At 66.8% G+C, this 18593-nt stretch carries 11 protein-coding genes; 1 reads left to right on the plus strand and 10 read right to left on the minus strand.

What is annotated here, in order from left to right; genetic code table 11:
- Positions 1 to 58: 58 nt before the first annotated feature.
- From ACFXJL_RS32570 to thrS, 9 genes are all read right to left on the minus strand, one after another.
- Positions 59 to 1285, minus strand: a complete 1227-nt coding sequence (locus tag ACFXJL_RS32570) for a glycosyltransferase (RefSeq protein ID WP_384698563.1) — start codon at positions 1283 to 1285, stop codon at positions 59 to 61.
- A 349-nt stretch (positions 1286 to 1634) separates the two neighbouring features.
- Positions 1635 to 3962 carry a SpoIIE family protein phosphatase gene (locus ACFXJL_RS32575; protein ID WP_384698566.1) on the minus strand — a complete coding sequence of 776 codons (2328 nt, stop codon included), beginning with the start codon at positions 3960 to 3962 and terminating at the stop codon, positions 1635 to 1637.
- A 164-nt stretch (positions 3963 to 4126) separates the two neighbouring features.
- A complete protein-coding gene (locus ACFXJL_RS32580) occupies positions 4127 to 8671 on the minus strand; it encodes a HAMP domain-containing protein (RefSeq protein WP_384698569.1) in 4545 nt (1514 codons plus the stop codon).
- Positions 8672 to 9301: 630 nt separating this feature from the next.
- Complete coding sequence (locus ACFXJL_RS32585) at positions 9302 to 10210, minus strand: MerR family transcriptional regulator (RefSeq protein WP_384698572.1); 909 nt, start codon at positions 10208 to 10210, stop codon at positions 9302 to 9304.
- A 266-nt stretch (positions 10211 to 10476) separates the two neighbouring features.
- A complete protein-coding gene (locus ACFXJL_RS32590) occupies positions 10477 to 11124 on the minus strand; it encodes a class I SAM-dependent methyltransferase (protein WP_384698575.1) in 648 nt (215 codons plus the stop codon).
- 240 nt (positions 11125 to 11364) lie between these two features.
- Positions 11365 to 13305, minus strand: a complete 1941-nt coding sequence (gene htpG / locus ACFXJL_RS32595; RefSeq protein ID WP_384698578.1) for a molecular chaperone HtpG — start codon at positions 13303 to 13305, stop codon at positions 11365 to 11367.
- Between the two features lie 129 nt (positions 13306 to 13434).
- Positions 13435 to 14085, minus strand: a complete 651-nt coding sequence (locus ACFXJL_RS32600) for a type III effector protein (protein ID WP_384698580.1) — start codon at positions 14083 to 14085, stop codon at positions 13435 to 13437.
- Between the two features lie 304 nt (positions 14086 to 14389).
- The gene (locus ACFXJL_RS32605) at positions 14390 to 14932 is read right to left on the minus strand and encodes a class I SAM-dependent DNA methyltransferase (RefSeq protein ID WP_384698583.1); all 543 of its coding nucleotides are present in this window, start codon (positions 14930 to 14932) and stop codon (positions 14390 to 14392) included.
- Between the two features lie 393 nt (positions 14933 to 15325).
- A complete protein-coding gene (thrS, locus tag ACFXJL_RS32610; RefSeq protein WP_384698635.1) occupies positions 15326 to 16552 on the minus strand; it encodes a threonine--tRNA ligase in 1227 nt (408 codons plus the stop codon).
- 869 nt (positions 16553 to 17421) lie between these two features.
- Between thrS and ACFXJL_RS32615 the strand changes: the two genes are divergently transcribed.
- The gene (locus tag ACFXJL_RS32615) at positions 17422 to 17646 is read left to right on the plus strand and encodes a hypothetical protein (RefSeq protein ID WP_358878038.1); all 225 of its coding nucleotides are present in this window, start codon (positions 17422 to 17424) and stop codon (positions 17644 to 17646) included.
- A 144-nt stretch (positions 17647 to 17790) separates the two neighbouring features.
- Here ACFXJL_RS32615 and ACFXJL_RS32620 read toward each other — a convergent pair whose 3' ends face one another.
- Entirely contained in the window at positions 17791 to 18231 is a 441-nt protein-coding gene (locus tag ACFXJL_RS32620; RefSeq protein WP_384698587.1) for a VOC family protein, read from the minus strand.
- Between the last annotated feature and the right edge of the window lie 362 nt (positions 18232 to 18593).

An 18593-nucleotide genomic window follows, 5' to 3' on the forward strand; every position in this document is an offset into this window, starting at 1 on the left:
ACCAACCGGCACGCCACGAACCAGACAGCCGCCGCCACTGTCCCTGCGCATCACCTGGTCATGAAGCACCAACGAGATTTTCCAGGTCGGTGACCGCGCTCTCGATCTCCGGGAGCGTAAGGGTCGCCAGGCGCGCCCGACGGGAGTTCGCGCCGATCACCGGATCCGCCAGGACCTGGCGGCAGACCGTCGTGATGCCGTCGGGGGTGTTGTCGATGATCTCTCGTCCGAGTCCGAGTTCCTCGACGCGTTGTGCGTTGCCGTGTTGATCTCCGAACTGAGGGAGCACCGCCATGGGTGTCGCCGTGCGCAGCGACTCCCGGACGCTGTTGAACCCGCCATGGGTGAGGAACAGGTCGACGGATTCCAGCAGCAGCGGCTGCGGCAGACGCTCCGTGATGTGGATGTGTGACGGCAGGGGATCGATGTCCACGGGGAGGCCCATGGTCGCCACGAGGACGGTGCAGTCGTCCAACCGGATTGCGGCCTCGATGATCGACCGCAGAGTGTCGACCGGATCCGGCATCAAGAACGGTGGTTTCCCGGCCTCCTGGTCGACTGTCTTCTCATGGATCATGGGAAGCGCCGTGCCGATGGCGGCGAACACCAACGGTCGGTCGGTGGGCAGATCCACAACCCACCGCGGCAGGACCGATCTGCGATCCACGGTCACCGTCTGCCGGTACGACCGCGACACCGGCAGATACCGGGCGAAGGAGTAGGCGGGCGGCACATAGTCGATGCGCCCTCGCGGGACGATCGACAGCGGATCCTCATGTGCGGGCAGCCCATGCTCTTCCCGCAGGATGTTGAGGCCCGGCAGGAGTTCAGCCGGGTCGAACGCGTTGAGTGCCCCGGAGGGAGTGGGCAGTTGGGGAATGCCGAGCATCTCACCGATCAGGACGCTGCCCAGGTCCATACCGTCGCGAAGAATCAGCTCCGGCCGGAAATCACGCACCACGGGGAGCACCGCATCAAGAACGTCCCGGGCCATCGGACCGGACAGAGCCTGTGACATGACCCGTAAGAACAGCGCCCGTCGCTGCTCGGGATGTACATCGGTGCGGTCGGTGATTTCACTGAGTTGGGACGGCGTCGCGTGGGAGCCCGGATTGAACCCGCTGATACAGCTCGTCACCCTGACGTCGTCCTGCTCGAAGACCTCAGCGACGGGTGCGGTGGTGGCCGCCAGCACTTCACACCCTGCTGCGGCGAGGGCTCGGGCCAGTGGCAACTGGGCACGCCCATGGGATGGGCTGCCAAGAGTGGTGAACAGTACGCGCACGAAAGAGGGCTCCATCCAGGGTCCTGCCATGGGACGGGGGAAGGCTGCCCTATAGCCGACCCGCCTATGCAGGCACCCTCACGACAGACCCGATCGATAGCCGGGGATGGCGCGGAACCATGCGGGCGCTGCCCTTCAGAGAGGCGAGGGCAAGAGGGAATGCCTGATCGACGGTGAGTGGGACGGGCGGGAGCTTGACGTGATGCTCCGCAGCGGCGGGGACCGGGATCGGCACCGTGGCCAGGGCGCGTCGGGCACGGCTCACCCGAATCCAAACCGGTCGGAGCGCTACCGTGGCGCGCCCGCATGCCCCTTGCGACGCCTGGACTCCGCACTCCAACGGCAGGTGTCAGGTGATGTGGATACCGATGAGGCAGGTGTCATCGTCGGTGTCCGACTGACTACGGGCGAGGAGATCGTCGAGACGTTGTTCCAGGGATTGGTCGGGTCCTGTCGCGGTGGTGAGCAGCTGGGTCAGAGCATCGTCGAGGGCGAGGTCCTTGCGCTCGACCAGTCCATCGGAGTACATCAGCAAGATGTCGCCCTGTTCGAGTTGCACTTCCTGCTCGCTGTAGGGGACTTCCGGTATCGCGCCGAGAAGAAGCCCGCGCCCCAGCGGGAATGACTGGGCCTTCTGGTTGCGGATCAGGACGGGCGGTAGGTGCCCGGCGCGCGCCCAGCGCAGTACGCGGGTTCGGGGGTCGTAGAGGGCGCAGACTGCGGTGGCGGTGATCTGTTCGGTGAGATGGTGGGCGACGAGATTGAGCCAGGTGAGGAGCTGCCCCGGGCCGGCGCCGGTGACGGCGAGTCCCCGTAGGGCGTTGCGCAGGACCACCATGCTGGTGGCGGCTCCGACCCCGTGTCCGGCGATGTCGCCGACGCAGAGGAGGATCTTCCGGGAGGGCAGGACGACGCTGTCGTACCAGTCGCCGCCGACGAGCGCGTCCGTGGCGGCCGGGCGGTACCGCACGGCGACGCTGAGGCCGGGGAGGTCGAGCGGGCCTTGGCTGGGGGGCATGATGGCGTGCTGGAGCTGTAGGGCAAGCCGGTTGCGTTCCTCCGACTCGGCTTCGCTGTAGGCGAGTTGATCCCGTGTGGCGTGCAGGGCTACTTCAGTCCAGTGTTGGGATGAGATGTCCTGGTAGGCGCCGCGGACCGTCCTGAGTTGTTGGTCGGTGTCGAGCACCGGTTCGGCGATGACACGGATATGCCGGGTGACGCCGTCGGCACGGCGTAGGCGAAAGGCTGCGGAGGCGGGGCGCCGATACTGGAAGACCGTGTGCAGAAGGCGGTCGATGACGACCCGGTCGTCAGGATGGGCGTGCGCGGCCAGGTCGCGCAGCGGCAGGGGTGCCAAGGTGGGCTGTCGGCCGTAGAGATCGAACAGTTGACTGTTCCAGGTGATGCTGCCGGTCGTCAGGTTCTCTTCGAAACCACCGATGCGCCCGAGTCGCTGGGCATGCTGCAACAGGCTCGCCAAGCGCACGGTCTCGTCCTCGATCCGCCAGATCAACACCAGTGTCTCCCCCACGCGGCTGATGCTGACATCGGCGACCGCGGTCAGGGGGACCTGGTCAACGAGGGCGGTGAGATTCATGTGCCGGGCACGGAAGGGCTCTCCGGTCGCATGGACATGCTCGATCTTCCCGTAGAGGGCGTGGTCCTCGGCGGCCAGCGGGTACGCCTCCAGTAGCAGCGCTCCCCGGATCTGGGCGGGCGGGCGCCCTGCGGGGTCGGCAAATCGGCTATTCACATGGCGGATACGAAAGTCGACCAGATGCCCGTCGGCATCCAGGAGTGGGGTGAGAAGGAGCAGGGGGTCACTGACTCCTTCCGCGAGGTCGATCAGTTCCGCCATGCCGGGTGGTTGGAGCGGCGCTGGTGCGTTGTGGGCGGGCAGGGTCTCCAGGGTGTGCCCACACAACTGGGCGAGTGCTTCGATCTGGCGGACGATCTGCGGGGGCTGCGGCGGCAGCGGTCCCGGCCAGCAGATTTCCAACACGCCGTGCAGGCGCCCTCCTGTTCCTGCTGGGACCGCCATCCTGCCGCCTCTCGGCCAGTCCTTTCTGCCCAAGGAGGGCGTCGCCGTCTCGATGAGGCTGGGCAGGATGATGGGTTCGCGTTCGTCCAGGGCCCGGCGGGCGAGAGTGGTGACTCCGGGCGGCACGTGGTGCCAGCGCGCTGCCTCCTGCGGGGTGAATCCGGCGGAGCCGGCCAGGGCGAAGGAGCCGTCCCCGTGGGCGGTCCATAGGGCGACCGCGCAGGCCCCGAGGGGGCGCAGGGCGTTGTGGAGGAGTGCGTGTGCCATCGCCTGCGTATCGCCGGCCGCGAGGATGCCGCTCTCCGCCGTGCGCAGGCGTACGGCGGCCGAAGGGCGTGCCTGGCTCTCGGGTGAAGATGCCGTGCGCTGGAGGAACTCGGCCGCGACGTGACTGACATCGTCCCGGGACGCTTCGTTCACGATGTCCACGGCGAGTTCCAGGAGGGTGAGTCCGGTGCGGCCGGTGAGGGTGGCCAGTTGCTGGGCGGCCTGGGAGGGGCCGTATCCCAGCCGTTCGATGAGGATGCCTTTCGCCATCTCCACCAGGGCACGGCCGTCCGCTTCGGCATGAGCCACACGGACTTCGCGCCGCAACCGTTCGACCGTGGCGGCGAGCCTGCCCACGGGGGAACTCATGTGGGCCGCGCCGTCCACCGTCGCGTCGGGATCGTTCAGTGGCACGGCTGGGGAAGGAGCATCCGGCGCGTCCGCTCTTTCCGGTCCTGGGGTTTCGTCTGGGGTGCTCACCGTGGATGTCTGATTTCTGGCTGGGGGTCGTCGGGAAGGACGGGCGCAGGGGCCTACTTGCCGGGTGGGAGCCAGCGGCGGACGCAGTCGATGAGGTCATTCGCGTCGACTGGTTTGGTCACGTAGTCACTCGCTCCCGAGGCCAGACTCTTCTCCCGGTCGCCCGGCATCGCCTTCGCGGTGACCGCGATGATCGGCAACTCCGCGTACGCAGGCATGCGACGGATCTCCTCCGTCGCGGTGTAGCCGTCCATCTCGGGCATCATCACATCCATCAGGACGAGATCGACCCGGGGATGACGGATGAGCGCCTCTATTCCCTTGCGGCCGTTCTCCGCGTGCACCACGCGGATTCCGTGCAGTTCCAGGATGCCACTGAGCGCATAGAGGTTGCGGGCGTCGTCGTCGACGACGAGGACGGTACGTTCCGCAAGCGACGCATCGACGGGATGGGCCGCGAGTCGGCCCGCGTCCTCGGCACGGACCAGCGGCAGCACGCTGCCGGGCTGCTCCGCCGCCAGGTGGAGCGCGATGCGCTCGCGCAGCTCGTCCAGACTGGAGAGCACTTCCAGGGGGCGGTTCTCGGACCTGCTCAACAGGGCTTGTTCCTGCTCCGGGTTGAGACGCCGGTTGTTGTGGGCGAGCACCGGTAGAGCGGTGAGGGCCGGGTCGCCGTCCATGTGTTCGAGGAACCGTAGCGCCGCGCCGTCGGGTAGTTCGAGGTCGAGGACGACGCAGTGGACGGGTTCGGCGGCGAGGGCCGTCGCCGCCTCCTGTGCGCCGAGAGCGGTGATCACGGAGGTGTCCGGCTGGTGATCGGTACGCTCGTGCCCGGCCGGGAGATTGGCGGCAGCGCTCTCGGCGACGAGGGAGAGCAAGCCGTGCGGACGCTCCTCGATCACCAGTAGACGGCGCTGCTGGCGCGGCATCGGAATCGGGGGCTGCTCATGGGTTGGTGGGCCGGCCGTGTCGGGACCGTCCGTCTGGGCCTCGAAGCCCGCCCGAGTGACGGGAAGGTACAGGGTGAAGACACTGCCCGTGCCTGGAGTGCTCCGCGCGGTCACGACTCCACCGAGGACCTGAGCGATCTCCCGACTGATCGACAGGCCCAGTCCGGTGCCGCCGTACCGGCGACTGGTGGTGCCGTCCGCCTGCTGGAACGCACCGAAGATCGCTTCGAGCTGTTGCTCGGCGATGCCGATACCGGTGTCCTTCACCCGGAAGGCGATGACCGGGCCGCTGCGGTCCATGGTCGTCGGCAGCTCGCTTGTTGCAGCGGGCTCGATCTGTAGCTCGACGCTCCCGTCCTCGGTGAACTTGACGGCGTTGGAGAGGAGATTGCGCAGCACCTGTCGCAGCCGGGAGTCGTCAGTGACCAGTTCACCGGGCACTCCAGGAGCCGTGGTGACGGAGAAGCTGAGGCTCTTGTGCGTGGTCATCGGACGGAAGGTCGCTTCCACGTAGTCGAGCAGTTGCCGCAGCGGGATCCGTTCGGGATGGATGTCCATCTTCCCCGCCTCGACTTTGGAGAGGTCGAGGATGTCGTTGATCAGCTGGAGCAGGTCGGAGCCGGCCGAGTGGATGATCCCCGCGTACTCGACCTGCTTCGGGCTGAGGTTCCGGGTGGGATTCTGCGCCAGGAGCTGGGCCAGGATCAGCAGGCTGTTGAGTGGTGTGCGCAGTTCATGGCTCATGTTGGCCAGGAACTCGGACTTGTACTTGGAGGCGAGGGACAGTTGCTGAGCCCTGGTCTCCAGTTCCTGGCGGGCTTGCTCGATCTCCAGGTTCTTGGTCTCGATGTCGTGGTTCTGTGTGGCGAGCAGGGCGGCCTTCTCCTCCAGTTCGGCGTTGGAGCGCTGGAGTTCGTCCTGCTGGACCTGGAGTTCTTCGGAGCGTGCCTGGAGTTCGCCCGCGAGCCGCTGTGACTCGCCCAGGAGTTCGTCGGTACGGGCGTTGGCGACGATGGTGTTGACGTTGACGCCGATGGTCTCCATCAACTGGTCGAGAAAGTCGCGGTGGACGGGGGTGAACGAAGTGAACGAGGCGAGTTCGATGACGCCGAGGACCTGATCCTCGACCACGATCGGCAGGATGATGAGGCTGCCGGGAGTCGTGGCGCCCAGTCCGGACGAGATGACGTAGTCGCCCGGCACCTTGTCGGCGGCGATCGTGCGACGACTGCGGGCGGCCTGGCCGACCAGGGACTCGCCGAGACCGAAGCGTCGACCGGTGACCGTGCCGACCGGTCCTCCGTACCAGCCGACGAGGGTGAGTTCCGTACCTTCGGCACCTTCGTCGGCGAGATAGAACGCCCCGTACTGAGCGGCGACCAGCGGGGTCAGCTCGTCCATCACGAGTTCTGCGACGAGGGACAGATCGCGGTGCCCCTGCATCAGCGAGGAGATCCGGGCCAGGTTGGACTTGAGCCAGTCCTGCTCCTGGTTGGCTCTGGTGGTCTCCCGGAGCGAGCCGACCATGGAGTTGATGTTGTCCTTGAGTTCGGCGACCTCGCCCGAGGCGTCCACGGTGATCGAGCGGGTCAGATCGCCTTCGGCCACGGCGCTCGCGACCTCGGCGATCGCGCGCACCTGTCGGGTGAGGTTGCCGGCCAGTTCATTGACGTTCTCCGTGAGGCGCTTCCAGGTGCCCGAGACGCCTTCCACCTCGGCCTGTCCGCCGAGCCGGCCCTCGCTGCCCACCTCGCGGGCCACACGCGTGACTTCGGCGGCGAACGACGACAGCTGATCCACCATGGTGTTGATGGTCGTCTTGAGTTCCAGGATCTCACCGCGTGCGTCGACGTCGATCTTCTTCGACAGGTCGCCGTTGGCGACAGCGGTGGTGACCTGGGCGATGTTGCGGACCTGACCGGTCAGATTGTTCGCCATCGAGTTGACGTTGTCCGTGAGGTCCTTCCAGGTGCCGGCGACGTTCGGCACCCTGGCCTGCCCGCCGAGCCGGCCCTCGGTGCCGACCTCGCGGGCGACTCGGGTCACCTCGTCCGCGAAGGCCGAGAGGGTGTCGACCATGGTGTTGATCACCCCGGCGAGGGCTGCCACCTCGCCCTTCGCCTCGACAGTGATTTTCTGGGAGAGGTCACCTCTGGCCACCGCGGTGGCGACCTGAGCGATGGAGCGCACCTGACCGGTCAGATTGGACGCCATCACGTTGACGTTGTCGGTCAGGTCCTTCCAGGTACCGGACACACCCCGTACGGTCGCCTGCCCGCCGAGGTTGCCCTCGGTGCCGACCTCCCGGGCGACACGCGTCACCTCGTCCGCAAACGCGGACAACTGATCGACCATCGTATTGATGGTCTCCTTCAGCTCCAGGATCTCGCCCCGGGCGTCCACCCGAATCTTCTGGGACAGATCCCCCTGAGCCACCGCGGTGGTGACCTCGGCGATGGAGCGCACCTGCGCGGTGAGGTTGTCGCCCATGACGTTGACGGACTCGGTGAGGTCCTTCCAGGTGCCCGAGACGCCCTTGACGTCGGCCTGCCCGCCGAGCCGGCCCTCGGTGCCCACCTCCCGGGCCACACGCGTCACCTCGTCCGCAAACGCGGACAACTGATCGACCATCGTATTGATGGTGTTCTTCAATTCCAGGATCTCGCCCCGGGCCGTCACGGTGATCTTCTGCGATAGATCACCCTTGGCAACCGCCGTCGCAACCTGGGCGATCGAACGCACCTGGGCTGTGAGGTTCCCGGCCATGGAGTTCACCGAGTCGGTCAGGTCACGCCAGGTGCCGGAGACGCCCTTGACGTCGGCCTGCCCGCCCAACTGTCCTTCGGTGCCGACCTCCCGGGCCATGCGGGTGACCTCGTCGGCGAAGGAGGAGAGCTGATCGACCATCGTATTGATGGTGTTCTTCAGTTCCAGGATCTCGCCGCGCGCATCCACAGTGATCTTCTGGGACAGATCACCCTTGGCAACCGCCGTGGTGACCTGGGCGACGTTACGGACCTGGTCGGTGAGATTGCCGGCCATGAAGTTCACCGAGTCGGTCAGCTCGCGCCAGACGCCCCCCACCCCGGGGACCTCCGCCTGGCCGCCGAGCCGGCCCTCGCTGCCCACCTCGCGGGCCACACGCGTCACCTCGTCCGCAAACGCGGAGAGCTGGTCCACCATGGTGTTGACGGTGCTCTTCAGCTCCAGGATCTCGCCGCGCGCATCGACGTCGATCTTCTGGGAGAGATCGCCCCGGGCCACCGCTGTCGCAACCTGCGCGATGTCCCGGACCTGGGTGGTGAGATTGCCGGCCATGGCATTGACCGAATCGGTGAGGTCCGCCCAGGTGCCGGAGACACCAGGAACCTCCGCCTGGCCGCCGAGTGTGCCCTCGGTGCCCACCTCGCGGGCCACCCGGGTCACTTCGGAAGTGAACAGGGACAACTGGTCGACCATGCCATTGAAGACAGTGGCGATCTCGCCGAGCAGCCCATCAGCCTCACCGGGCAGACGGGTACCGAAGTCCCCGTCACGCACGGCCGTCAGCCCGGCAAGCAACTGCCGCAGCTCCACCTCGCCCACGCCACCGGATCCGCTCGGATCCTGCGAACCGTGCTCCGAGTATTGGGCTCTCGCCTTGACCATGCCCCCACCTTCTAGAGCCCGGCCAAGAGCGCGACCGGGAGACGTCAGGACTGCCGACGCAACAATGGAGCGGACAGGCTTGCTGCCCGCTCCCACCGCAAATCACTCAACACTCTGGCAGCAAATACGACAGAGGATACCCCTCAACTACCCACTGGTATCGCCCGACTTACCGTCGGAAGTACAGGGCTCCCGCGCCCGGCAACCACCTGGCTTCAGCGACGCAGAACGGAACCAGCGGTCGCTCCCCGTGGGGCGAGTGGTGATCGATCGCGCAACTGGAGATACGAGCGATCTTCCGTCTCTCGGAAGTCCCATCGGCATCAACCACCCCACAGCAATACGGTCCCATCTGAGTCGGCGAGATGGATAGGTCGACAGGTCGAGAGAAGCAGCCGGAGCCGAGGTCCGTCGTCTCCACCGACAGCACCCGGGTTGCCATTCGAGCAGCTTCCGCCACACCCGCGGCGCCACTGGTTCCGGGCCCGCTCCAGCTGCCGGGCGCGCCCCCACCCTGACTGATGTGGAAGCGGGGCGATCCACCGTCGGACTGTCCCCCACACCCACTGAACGGACACCAACCCGTCACCCGAGCAACCCACCCTCCGAGCAACACAGCCAGGGTGTGATTCAGGAAGCGGGTGACTCGTGAGCGGCGAGTTCTTCGGCCAGTTCCATGCAGCGCAGTCGGGCCGGTGAGAAGTCGTAGGGCATCTTTCCTATCGCTTCGAAGGCGCTCATGGACTCATGCCCCCTGCCTGAGCTTGGGCCGGCCTCGGCCTCACCCTCATCATCAGTAGCGGGGTGCAAGGTGTCTTCCCAGGAGTCGAAGAGCGCGTCGTCGCTCTCCGCCAGGCCGGAATCCTCGATCACGGCATGCAGCGCCGTTTCGAAGGCGTGCCGTTCGGCAGCCACCCGGGCTACGCGGGGGTCATCGACAGCGATCGTGTCATCGAGTGCCTCCTCGGCGGCATCGATACGGTCGGAGTCTTCACGCAGATCCGGGTGAGTGGCCAGGGCTACGAAACGGGTGGCCTGGACGGCCGCACCGAGCGGGCCGAAGATCCGCTCGGTGACCAGCAGGCTGTCCAGGTCCGCCTGGTGCAGCGAGCCCTCGGGCAGGCTCTTGAGGCGGCTGGTGACGAAGTCGGAGAGCAGACCCATCCTGCTGCCCTCGGTACGCATGCGCTGCACGGCAGTCCGTTGCCGCCGCAGTTCTGCTTCCTGGGCGATGAGGGTTTCCTCCAGCCGCTCCAGGATGCCCGCGATGCCGTCGTCGCTGTCGGCACCGGCGGAAGCCGTGTCGGCGAAGGCGTCACGGATGTCGTCCAGGGCGATCCCGGCATCGGCCATCCTGCGGATCCACAGCAGCCCGATCATGTCTTCGTAGCCGTAGCGGCGGCGGTCGTCGCCGCCCCGCACGGGCTCGGGGAGCAGGCCGATCTCATGGTAGTGACGGATCGCCCGCGGTGTGGTGCCGACGAAGGCCGCCGCGTCACCGATCTTCACCTGGCGCGGCGGAATGAAGGACGAAAACATGAGCAGGGGCCTTCCTCAGTGGGGTGGGATATGAGTCCACCGGACCACATACCGCTACGGAAGGTGCAACCCGAGCCACTCCTCCCGGCACCCGTGCCCGGAGAAGCACCCCCTTCTCCGTTCAGAGGTCGACCGACCCGCCATGGCGAGCAGAGGCGTTCGGTCCCTTCCCATGCACCTGCACTGCAACGTCCGGGCCTGGACATGGTGCCTCGTTGGGATCGTCGATGGAGAGACCACGTTACGAGGGGCCAGCGGCTGGTCAGTCAGGCAGGAGCGTCATGGACCAGGGTGTATCGCCAGAACAGGCGACGGCGTATCCGGGCGCCGGGCAGCTCCTGGGTGGCCGCAGACCGGATGTCGCTCAGGGTCTCCTGCGGGTCGGTGGTGGGTGCTGTCATGTGCGAGGGCGGCTCAGCGGCGCGGGCCGGGTGCTTGGCCAATGCCATGATCGGGTTCGCGAGTGCAGCCGGCAGATTGGCGAGCCGGTCGACGGGTCCGTTCTCCCGGTAACAGCCGACGACCACGAGGCGCCCGCCCGGGGTGAGACAGCCGCGCAGTTCCCGCAGCGTGGGCACCAGCGGTAGGTGGTGCAAGACAGCGACAAGGGTGATGGCATCCCAGCGTCTTCGACGGTCGCGCTCTGCGAAGCTGGCTTGGACGATGGTGACCGCAGGGTTGTCGGCGAAGCGTTCCGCCGCGGTGCGGGCGGTCGCGGGGTCGGGTTCGAGCCCGGTGACGGTGGCGCCGCGACGATGGAGCAGTGCGGCGAGATTCCCCGTACCGCATCCGACGTCGAGGACGCTGCGGGCCCCTGACGCGATCACACTGTCGGCAGTCCATGGGCCGTAGTGATCGTTGTGACTCCACGGATGCCTCTGATGAAAACGGTGGAGTCGAGACAGCAGTGTCATGGCACCCACGGTAGTTGGACGCGGAACATCGAAGACTCATGGGCCCTTCTGACTGCTGTCTCGACCGTGCCGGGCGCAACCCGGAGGGTACTACGGTCGGGGTGAGCGAAGGCAGCCTGAACCCACTCGCCCGCCCTGAAACCCCAAGGGGTTGTAGGGCGGGCGAGTTCAAGGTGAGTGCGAGGCTGGCAAGTTCGGGGAGCGACCGGGCGCTTCAACTCTGCCGGTCTGCACCCACGGTTACAGAGTGCGGGTGAGGCGGTCGGTGAGCAGCCGAGTGAAGCGGGCCGGGTCGGACAGTTCGCCCCCTTCGGCGAGCAATGCACTGCCGTACACCAGCTCGGCGATCTCTGCCAGTGTGGAGTCATCGGCATTGGCGTCGTGTGCTGTGCGCAGGGCGGTGATCAGTGGGTGTGTGGGGTTGAGTTCAAGGATCCTCTTGACCGTGGGCAGTTGCTGTCCCATCGCCCGATACATCTTCTCCAGGGTCGGCGTCACATCGTGGGCGTCGCCGACGATGCATGCCGCCGAGGTCGTCAGGCGTGACGACAGACGAACCTGCTTGACCTGCTCGGACAGGGTGGTGGTCAGCCACGACAGCAGGGCGGCGAAGTCCTGCTCGCGCTGAGCCTTCTCGGCGGTGGTTTCCTCGTCGCCGTCGGCGGACTCGTCAAGGTCGACCTGGCCCTTGGCGATGGACTGCAAACGGTGGCCGTCGAAGGCCGGGACCTGGTCCACCCACACCTCGTCGACGGGGTCGGTGAGGATCAGGACCTCATACCCCTTGGCGGTGAAGGCTTCCATGTGCGGGGAGTTCTCCACCATCGCGCGGGTCTCGCCGGTCAGGTAGTAGATCGCTTCCTGACCCTCCTTCATGCGCTCGACGTACTCGCGCAGCGTGGTGGTCTTCTCCGGGTCGTGCGTGGAAGCAGCCGACACCAGCTCAAGCAGGGTCTCGGAGCTGTCCGAGTCCTCGACCAACCCTTCCTTCAGGGCCCGGCCGAACTGCGCCCACACCTTCCCATAGGACTCGGCGTCCTTGGACTGCATGTCCTTGATGGCACCGAGGACCTTCTTGACCAGGCGCCGACGCACACCGCGGATCTGGCGGTCGTGCTGAAGGATCTCGCGGGAGACGTTCAACGACAGGTCGTGGGCGTCCACGACACCCTTGACGAAGCGCAGATAGTTGGGCATGAGCGCTTCGCAGTCGTCCATGATGAACACCCGCTTGACGTACAGCTGCACACCGCTCTTGGTCTCGCGCGAGAACAGGTCGAAGGGTGCCTGCGAGGGGATGAACAGCAGCGCCTCGTACTCGAAGGTGCCTTCGGCCCGCATGTGGATCGTCGCGGCCGGGGCCAGCCAGTCATGGCTGATCTGCTGGTAGAACTCGTGGTACTCCGCCTCGGTCACCTCGGTGCGTGGCCGGGCCCACAGCGCCTTCATCGAGTTGAGCGTTTCGACGTCGCGAGTGGTCTCGCCCTCGGACTCGGTGGGCTCCGTGGACTCGGTGGGCTCGGTGGCCATCCGAATGGGCCAGCGGATGAAGTCCGAGTACTGCTTGACGATCTGACGGATCTTCGATTCGGCGAGGTAGTCGGCGAGTCCGTCCTCGCTGTCGGCGGGCTTGAGGTGCAGGGTGACCGAGGTGCCCATGGGCAGGCCGTCGACGGCCTGGACGGTGTAAGCGCCCTCGCCGTCGGACTCCCACTGGGTACCGGAGTCGGTGCCGGCCCGCCGGGTGCGCAGGATGACCTTGTCGGCAACCATGAACGCCGAGTAGAAGCCGACGCCGAACTGCCCGATCAGGCTCTCGGCGGTGGCGGCGTCCTTGGACTCCTTGATCTTCTCCAGCAGTCCGGCGGTGCCGGACTTGGCAATCGTGCCGATCAGCTCCACGAGATCGTCCCGGCTCATGCCGATCCCATTGTCACGGACGGTCAAGGTGCGGGCGTCCTGGTCGACCTCCAACGCGATGTGCAGGTCGGTGGTGTCGATGTCGACGAGGCTGGAGTCGATCAGGGATTCCAGCCGCAGCTTGTCCAGTGCGTCGGAGGCGTTCGAGATCAGCTCGCGCAAGAAGATGTCCTTGTTCGAGTAGATCGAGTGAATCACCAGTCGGAGCAACTGGCGTGTCTCAGCCTGGAATTCCAGCGTCTCGACACTGCTGCTACCCATGTGGAGCCCTTTCGGTGGGAACGTCATAAATGGTTGGAAATCAAAGCCGAGACGAGTCGTTGCCCGTCGTCGGCGTGGTTCAGGGCGGGCTGGAGTGCGCCCGATTGTGGTGACTCTCTGTGATAGGCATCAGGCATGGTCAGCGGCCGTCACCGTGAGCCGGTCGTCGAGGGCGTCCAGGCAGGTGACGAGGTCGGTGTGGTGGGCATCGAGGTAAGGGCGCATGCCGGTCAGAGGGGCGAGCAGCTCGGCGGCGTCGGTGGCGCCGAGGGCGGCAAGCAGTGCGGCCTGAGCTGAGCGTGCTTCGGGCGTCAGGTGGGCGAGCGCGGTGATCTGTCCGGCGAGGCGGCGCAGGTCGGCGGCATTGGCGCGGGCCCAGGTGACCGCGGCGCGTTCAGCGGCCCTGGCCTGGCGGGTGGCTGTCACACGCTGCTCTCCGGTGGTGCCGATGGCGCCGGGGCGGCCACGGAGGTACCGGCGTTCGGCGGCCTGACGGCTGGCGACGCCGAGGGGGCGGGCGAGATCGGCCCAGCTGGCGCCCGCAGCGCGGGCGGTTTCGATCAGACCGGTCTCCCAGCCGGCGAGCTGCTCGCGCACGTGCCGCAGCATCATCAGCGAGGCCAGCGCCTGCTCGGGACCGGGGCCAGCAGCGTCGGGAGCCTCGTACTGGGCATCGCGCAGGACGTCGTCTATGGCGGCAAGGGCCGCCGCGGCGGCGAGGAAGGACGACGGACCGTGGGCATCGGCTCTGGTCGTGGACGGCCGCTTGGCTGCGGTCACAGGCACCCCCCTCAGACGGTCATCACGCCGACGACATCCTGTCTGTCATCCATGAGATGACATGTTACGACGCTGCGGGTGAAGCGCATCGGGCAGTCGACTCAACGGCTTGATCCTGGCGGTGTTCATGTCTTAGACGTCCCAGTCGAGATCGGCGCACAGCTCCCGCGGCACCGAACGCCTCAGCGCCGCGCTAGCCACGACAGCCGTCTTGAGCCCGCGGCCAGGGGTACGGGCACGTCGTCCAGGAGTACGGCAGGTTATGGAGCCCGATTGGCCGTCGGGAGCGCTGGCCGTCGGGAGTTCAGGACTTTCGGTGGACTGAAACTGCGTACGTTCCGCCCGCATAAGCGGCCCGGGACCAAGTGGCGTATCTGGCCTCAAGGGCAAGTCCCGCCACGCGGCAGTAGGCGTCGTAGTCATCCAACGAGTAACCGCGGTCGAGGGAGAAGCCGGCAATGAGACGGCCACCCGGACCTACGTGCGCCGCCACCCCGGCCACCAGGGCCGATTCCGTCCCCGGCGATGTGAATAGGGGAACATTGCCGGCCATCACCACGATGTCGAACAACAGTCCCAGATTGAGATCGGCCAGGTCATGCTGATGCCAGCGGATCTCCGGCGCCTGACGCCGGGCGACGGCGAGCATCGACTCGTCCACGTCCACGCCGGTCACGGCGATTCCATGGCGGGCCAGCTCAATGGCGACCCGACCGGTGCCGCAGCCTGCGTCAAGGACGGTGGTGGGCTCGAAGGACCGGACCATCGTGGCTTCACCGTGGACATCCTGTCCGTCGGCGGCAATGCGGTCGAACCTGGCCTGATACTCGTCACCGTTCCACGTCATGCGGTCACCTTGGCACACGTGCCGCACCATCTGTCCGCTGCCCCGACTCGATGCCCCGCGTCACCCGCGCCCCGGGGGGGGCGTGCCGCTGGCGCTCCCTTGGACTCGCGGTCCACCACAGCGGCTGCTCCGTCCGCTGGACTGCGCAGGCGGGGGTCTCCAAGCCCCGCCCGGGCACCCAGAGCGTCACCCCGATCGAGGAGAACGCGCCGAGGAAGATGACGCGTTTGAGCCGCCGGTTCCGCCCCGGTCAGCCGGGCTGCCGAACGGCTCGGTGAAGCCCGGCCGCTGGCGCCGGTCGCCCGCCTCCTTCAAGCACTCGCCGGCCTCGACCGCGGAGATCTTCTTCTGCGTCCTCGCCTCAGCGACCGCAGACGTTGATCGGACCCTCGGCTACGCGGCAGTGTCGACCCACAGGTCGGTGCTGTGGGCATCGACGAGAGCACTGATACGGGTGAGTGCCTCGCTGACCGGCAGTGGGGCGAGTCGGCGTCCGTCGCGCAGACGCAGTGCGACGCGATCGTCAGCGGCCTCCTTGGCACCAATGACGGCTTGGTAGGGAACCAGGCGCGCCTCTCGGATACGCGCGCCCAGGGTGCCGCGGTTTGGTCCTGCGATCTCGGCGCGCAGCCCGAGGCTGGCACATCGCAGGGCGAGGGCTGTGGCGTTGGGCAGTTCGGTATCGGAGATCGGCAGGATCACCAGCTGAGTGGGGGCCAGCCAGCCGGGGAAGGCACCGCCGTGCTGTTCGATGAGATGGGCAATGGCTCGCTCCACACTCCCGATGATGCTGCGGTGGACCATGACGGGGCGGTGTCTGGCGCCGTCAGCGCCGATGTAGTGCAGGTCGAACTGCTCGGGCTGGTGGAAGTCGACCTGGACGGTGGACAGGGTGGACTCCCGGCCGGCGCTGTCGGTGACCTGGACGTCGATCTTGGGGCCGTAGAACGCGGCCTCTGCATCGGCTGCTTCGTAGGGCAGGCCGGAACGGTCGAGGACGTCAGTCAGCAGGGCGGTGGACCGTTGCCACTTCTCAGGGGCTGCGATGTACTTGCCACCGGGCCCCGGGAGTGAGAGCCGGTAGCGGGCCGGGGTGATGCCGAGCGCCTCGTATGCCTGGCCGATCATCTCCAACGCTCTCTGCGCCTCCCCGGCGACCTGGTCCAGGGTGCAGAAGATGTGCGCGTCGTTGAGCTGGATGGCCCGCACCCGGGTCAGCCCGCCGAGCACTCCGGAGAGCTCCGAGCGGTACATGCCCCCGAGCTCTGCCATGCGCAGGGGCAGCTCGCGGTAGCTGTGCGGCCGGGAGCGATAGATCACCGCGTGGTGAGGGCAGAGGCTGGGCCGCAGGATGACCTGCTCACCGCCGAGCGCCATCGGGGGAAACATGTCGGCGCTGTAGTGCGCCCAGTGCCCGGAGATCTCGTACAGCTCCCGCTTGCCGAGGACCGGTGAGTACACGTGCTGGTAGCCCGCCCGCTGCTCGGCTGTGCGGATGTACTCCTCCAGGGTGTGCCGTACGGTCGCGCCGGCGGGCAACCAGTACGGCAGGCCCGCTCCGATCAACGGATCGGTGTCGAACAGGTCAAGCTCACGACCCAGTTTACGGTGGTCATGCACGCTGGTCATCGCGGTCTCCTTGCTGGTTGCGGAGCAAGTGACCGGGCCTACGACGAAGCCCCGGGGCACTTGCCCCGGGGCTTCGCATCAGATCGTCTGTCAGCGCGCCGGGACACTCTCCGGCGTCGTCGTTATAGCAGCGCGCTTCATGCCATGGACGTTAGCAGGACGGAGCGGCGTCCACACGGTCATTCCTCGTCAGTCGCGTCCGGGATGCGCAGGGGCCGCAGCCCACCCGAGAAATCACAGGATCTGGAGGGAGTACCGGCCGAGCATGTTGATGTGGTGCCGCATCGGCAACGAACCGCCAGGGGTTCTCGATACCCGGAGGCTCTGAACCTGGCCGGTGTGGAGGCCGTCCCGCGCCGTTGCTCCTCTGATTCCCATGATTCCCATCGGGGGCCGTCGGTTTCGCTGGGCTCCCCCGACCACCGCCCGTGCACCGGCTCGGCGAACCCTCCGTCGGAGATGGGCCGCTCGGCCTCTCCGCCTCAGCATCGCGGGGCGTAGATGGGGGATTCAGTCGGGAATCCGGGGCACCCTGAGCTTCATGACGACCCGGGTCCGCCACGACCACTGCCTCACCGACACCGTTGGCAGCGTGATCGCGTTCGCCAACGACACCGGAGCGAGGTTCAACCAGAGCGAACTCGGCGCGCTGGTGGCTCCGGGGGTCTGGAGGGCGGAACGGGCATCGCCGGTAGCAAGCCCTCCGCCTATGGAGGGTGGTGCTCCTACGACTCCGGGGACATCAGTGGCCAGCCTCAGCAAAGGCGGGCAGGCGGACGTCGCATCCGCTGGGGCCTACTGGGGCGAATGGCACGTAGGGCTTCAGACCTGATCCTGCCTGAGAGAGGACGCGGTGATCCATGGATGCCAAGACGATCTTCCTGGGATTCTTCATGGTGCTTGCTGGGATCGGTCTCATCAGCGCCCGGACCCTCTTCGCCGGGCGGATCCAGAAGCAGGACACCACCTTTGGGCGGGTCAACTCTCGTCACTCCAAGGCCACGAGTGCGGCGCCGGTGGTCATGGGATCCCTCATGCTCCTAGCAGGTCTGCTGCTGTTTGCGGGCGTCCTCAGCGCCGAGTGATGCCGAGTGGTCGAGCCAATCCTGGCGGACTGAATGCCCCGGGTAGCTGGGCCAAGGGACCCCGCTGGTGGCCCGATATCGCGACCAGACACGCGCAGGACGACTCAGATTCTCGCGGTCCCAACACGGGTTCGGTTTCCCTGCTCAGCCCAGTTGCTCGGCCAGACCGACGATGATGCCCTCCGGACCGCGGATGTAGCAGAGCAGATAGCTGTCTTCGAACCGGGCGATCTCACCGACGAGTTCGGCGCCGTGAGGGCGCAGGCGGGCAATGGTGTCCTCGATGTCGTCGACGGCGAACATGACGCGGTGCGTGCCCAGAATGTTGTGCGGCCGATCGCGCGGCCCGGCGCTGATCACGGCGGGGCTACGGTACTTCGCCAGCTCAAGTCGGCTGTGACCGTCCGGGGTCCGGACCATCGCAATGTCACAGCGGACGCCGTCGAGTCCGGTGCACTGGTCGGCGACGAGCCCCTCGACCTCCGCCCTGCCCTCCAGTTCCATCCCGAGTTCCACGAAGAACGCGATGGCGGCATCCAAGTCGTCGACGACGATGCCGACGTTGTCCATCCGCTGAATCGCCATGCTGGAATCTCCTTCTTCCTCGTGCGACCGGTGGTGGCCGCTCGATGCCCCTGGGACGGAGCCGGTGACAGGTTCTCGACATCCTTGGGCCGCCGCACTCCGAAACGCTGTATCGCACCTCAGCACCGGTACATCAAACCCGCGAGCCAGACGCCACAACCGTGGGTCATTGTGGCCCTCGGCAAGCATCGACGCCGCGCGGCGGGCCCACCCGTTCGACCGATCAGGTGACCCGAAGGCCACGCTCCGCAGGGGACAAGGTTGAGGATCGGCCCGCACACCGACCGGTCATCATGGTGACCGGTCACGCTCAGCCAGGGCGATACGGTGAACTCTCCAGAGTGCTTCTGCACTTGTTGAAG

Source organism: Streptomyces sp. NPDC059256, from assembly GCF_042753785.1.
Classification (GTDB): Bacteria; Actinomycetota; Actinomycetes; order Streptomycetales; family Streptomycetaceae; genus Streptomyces.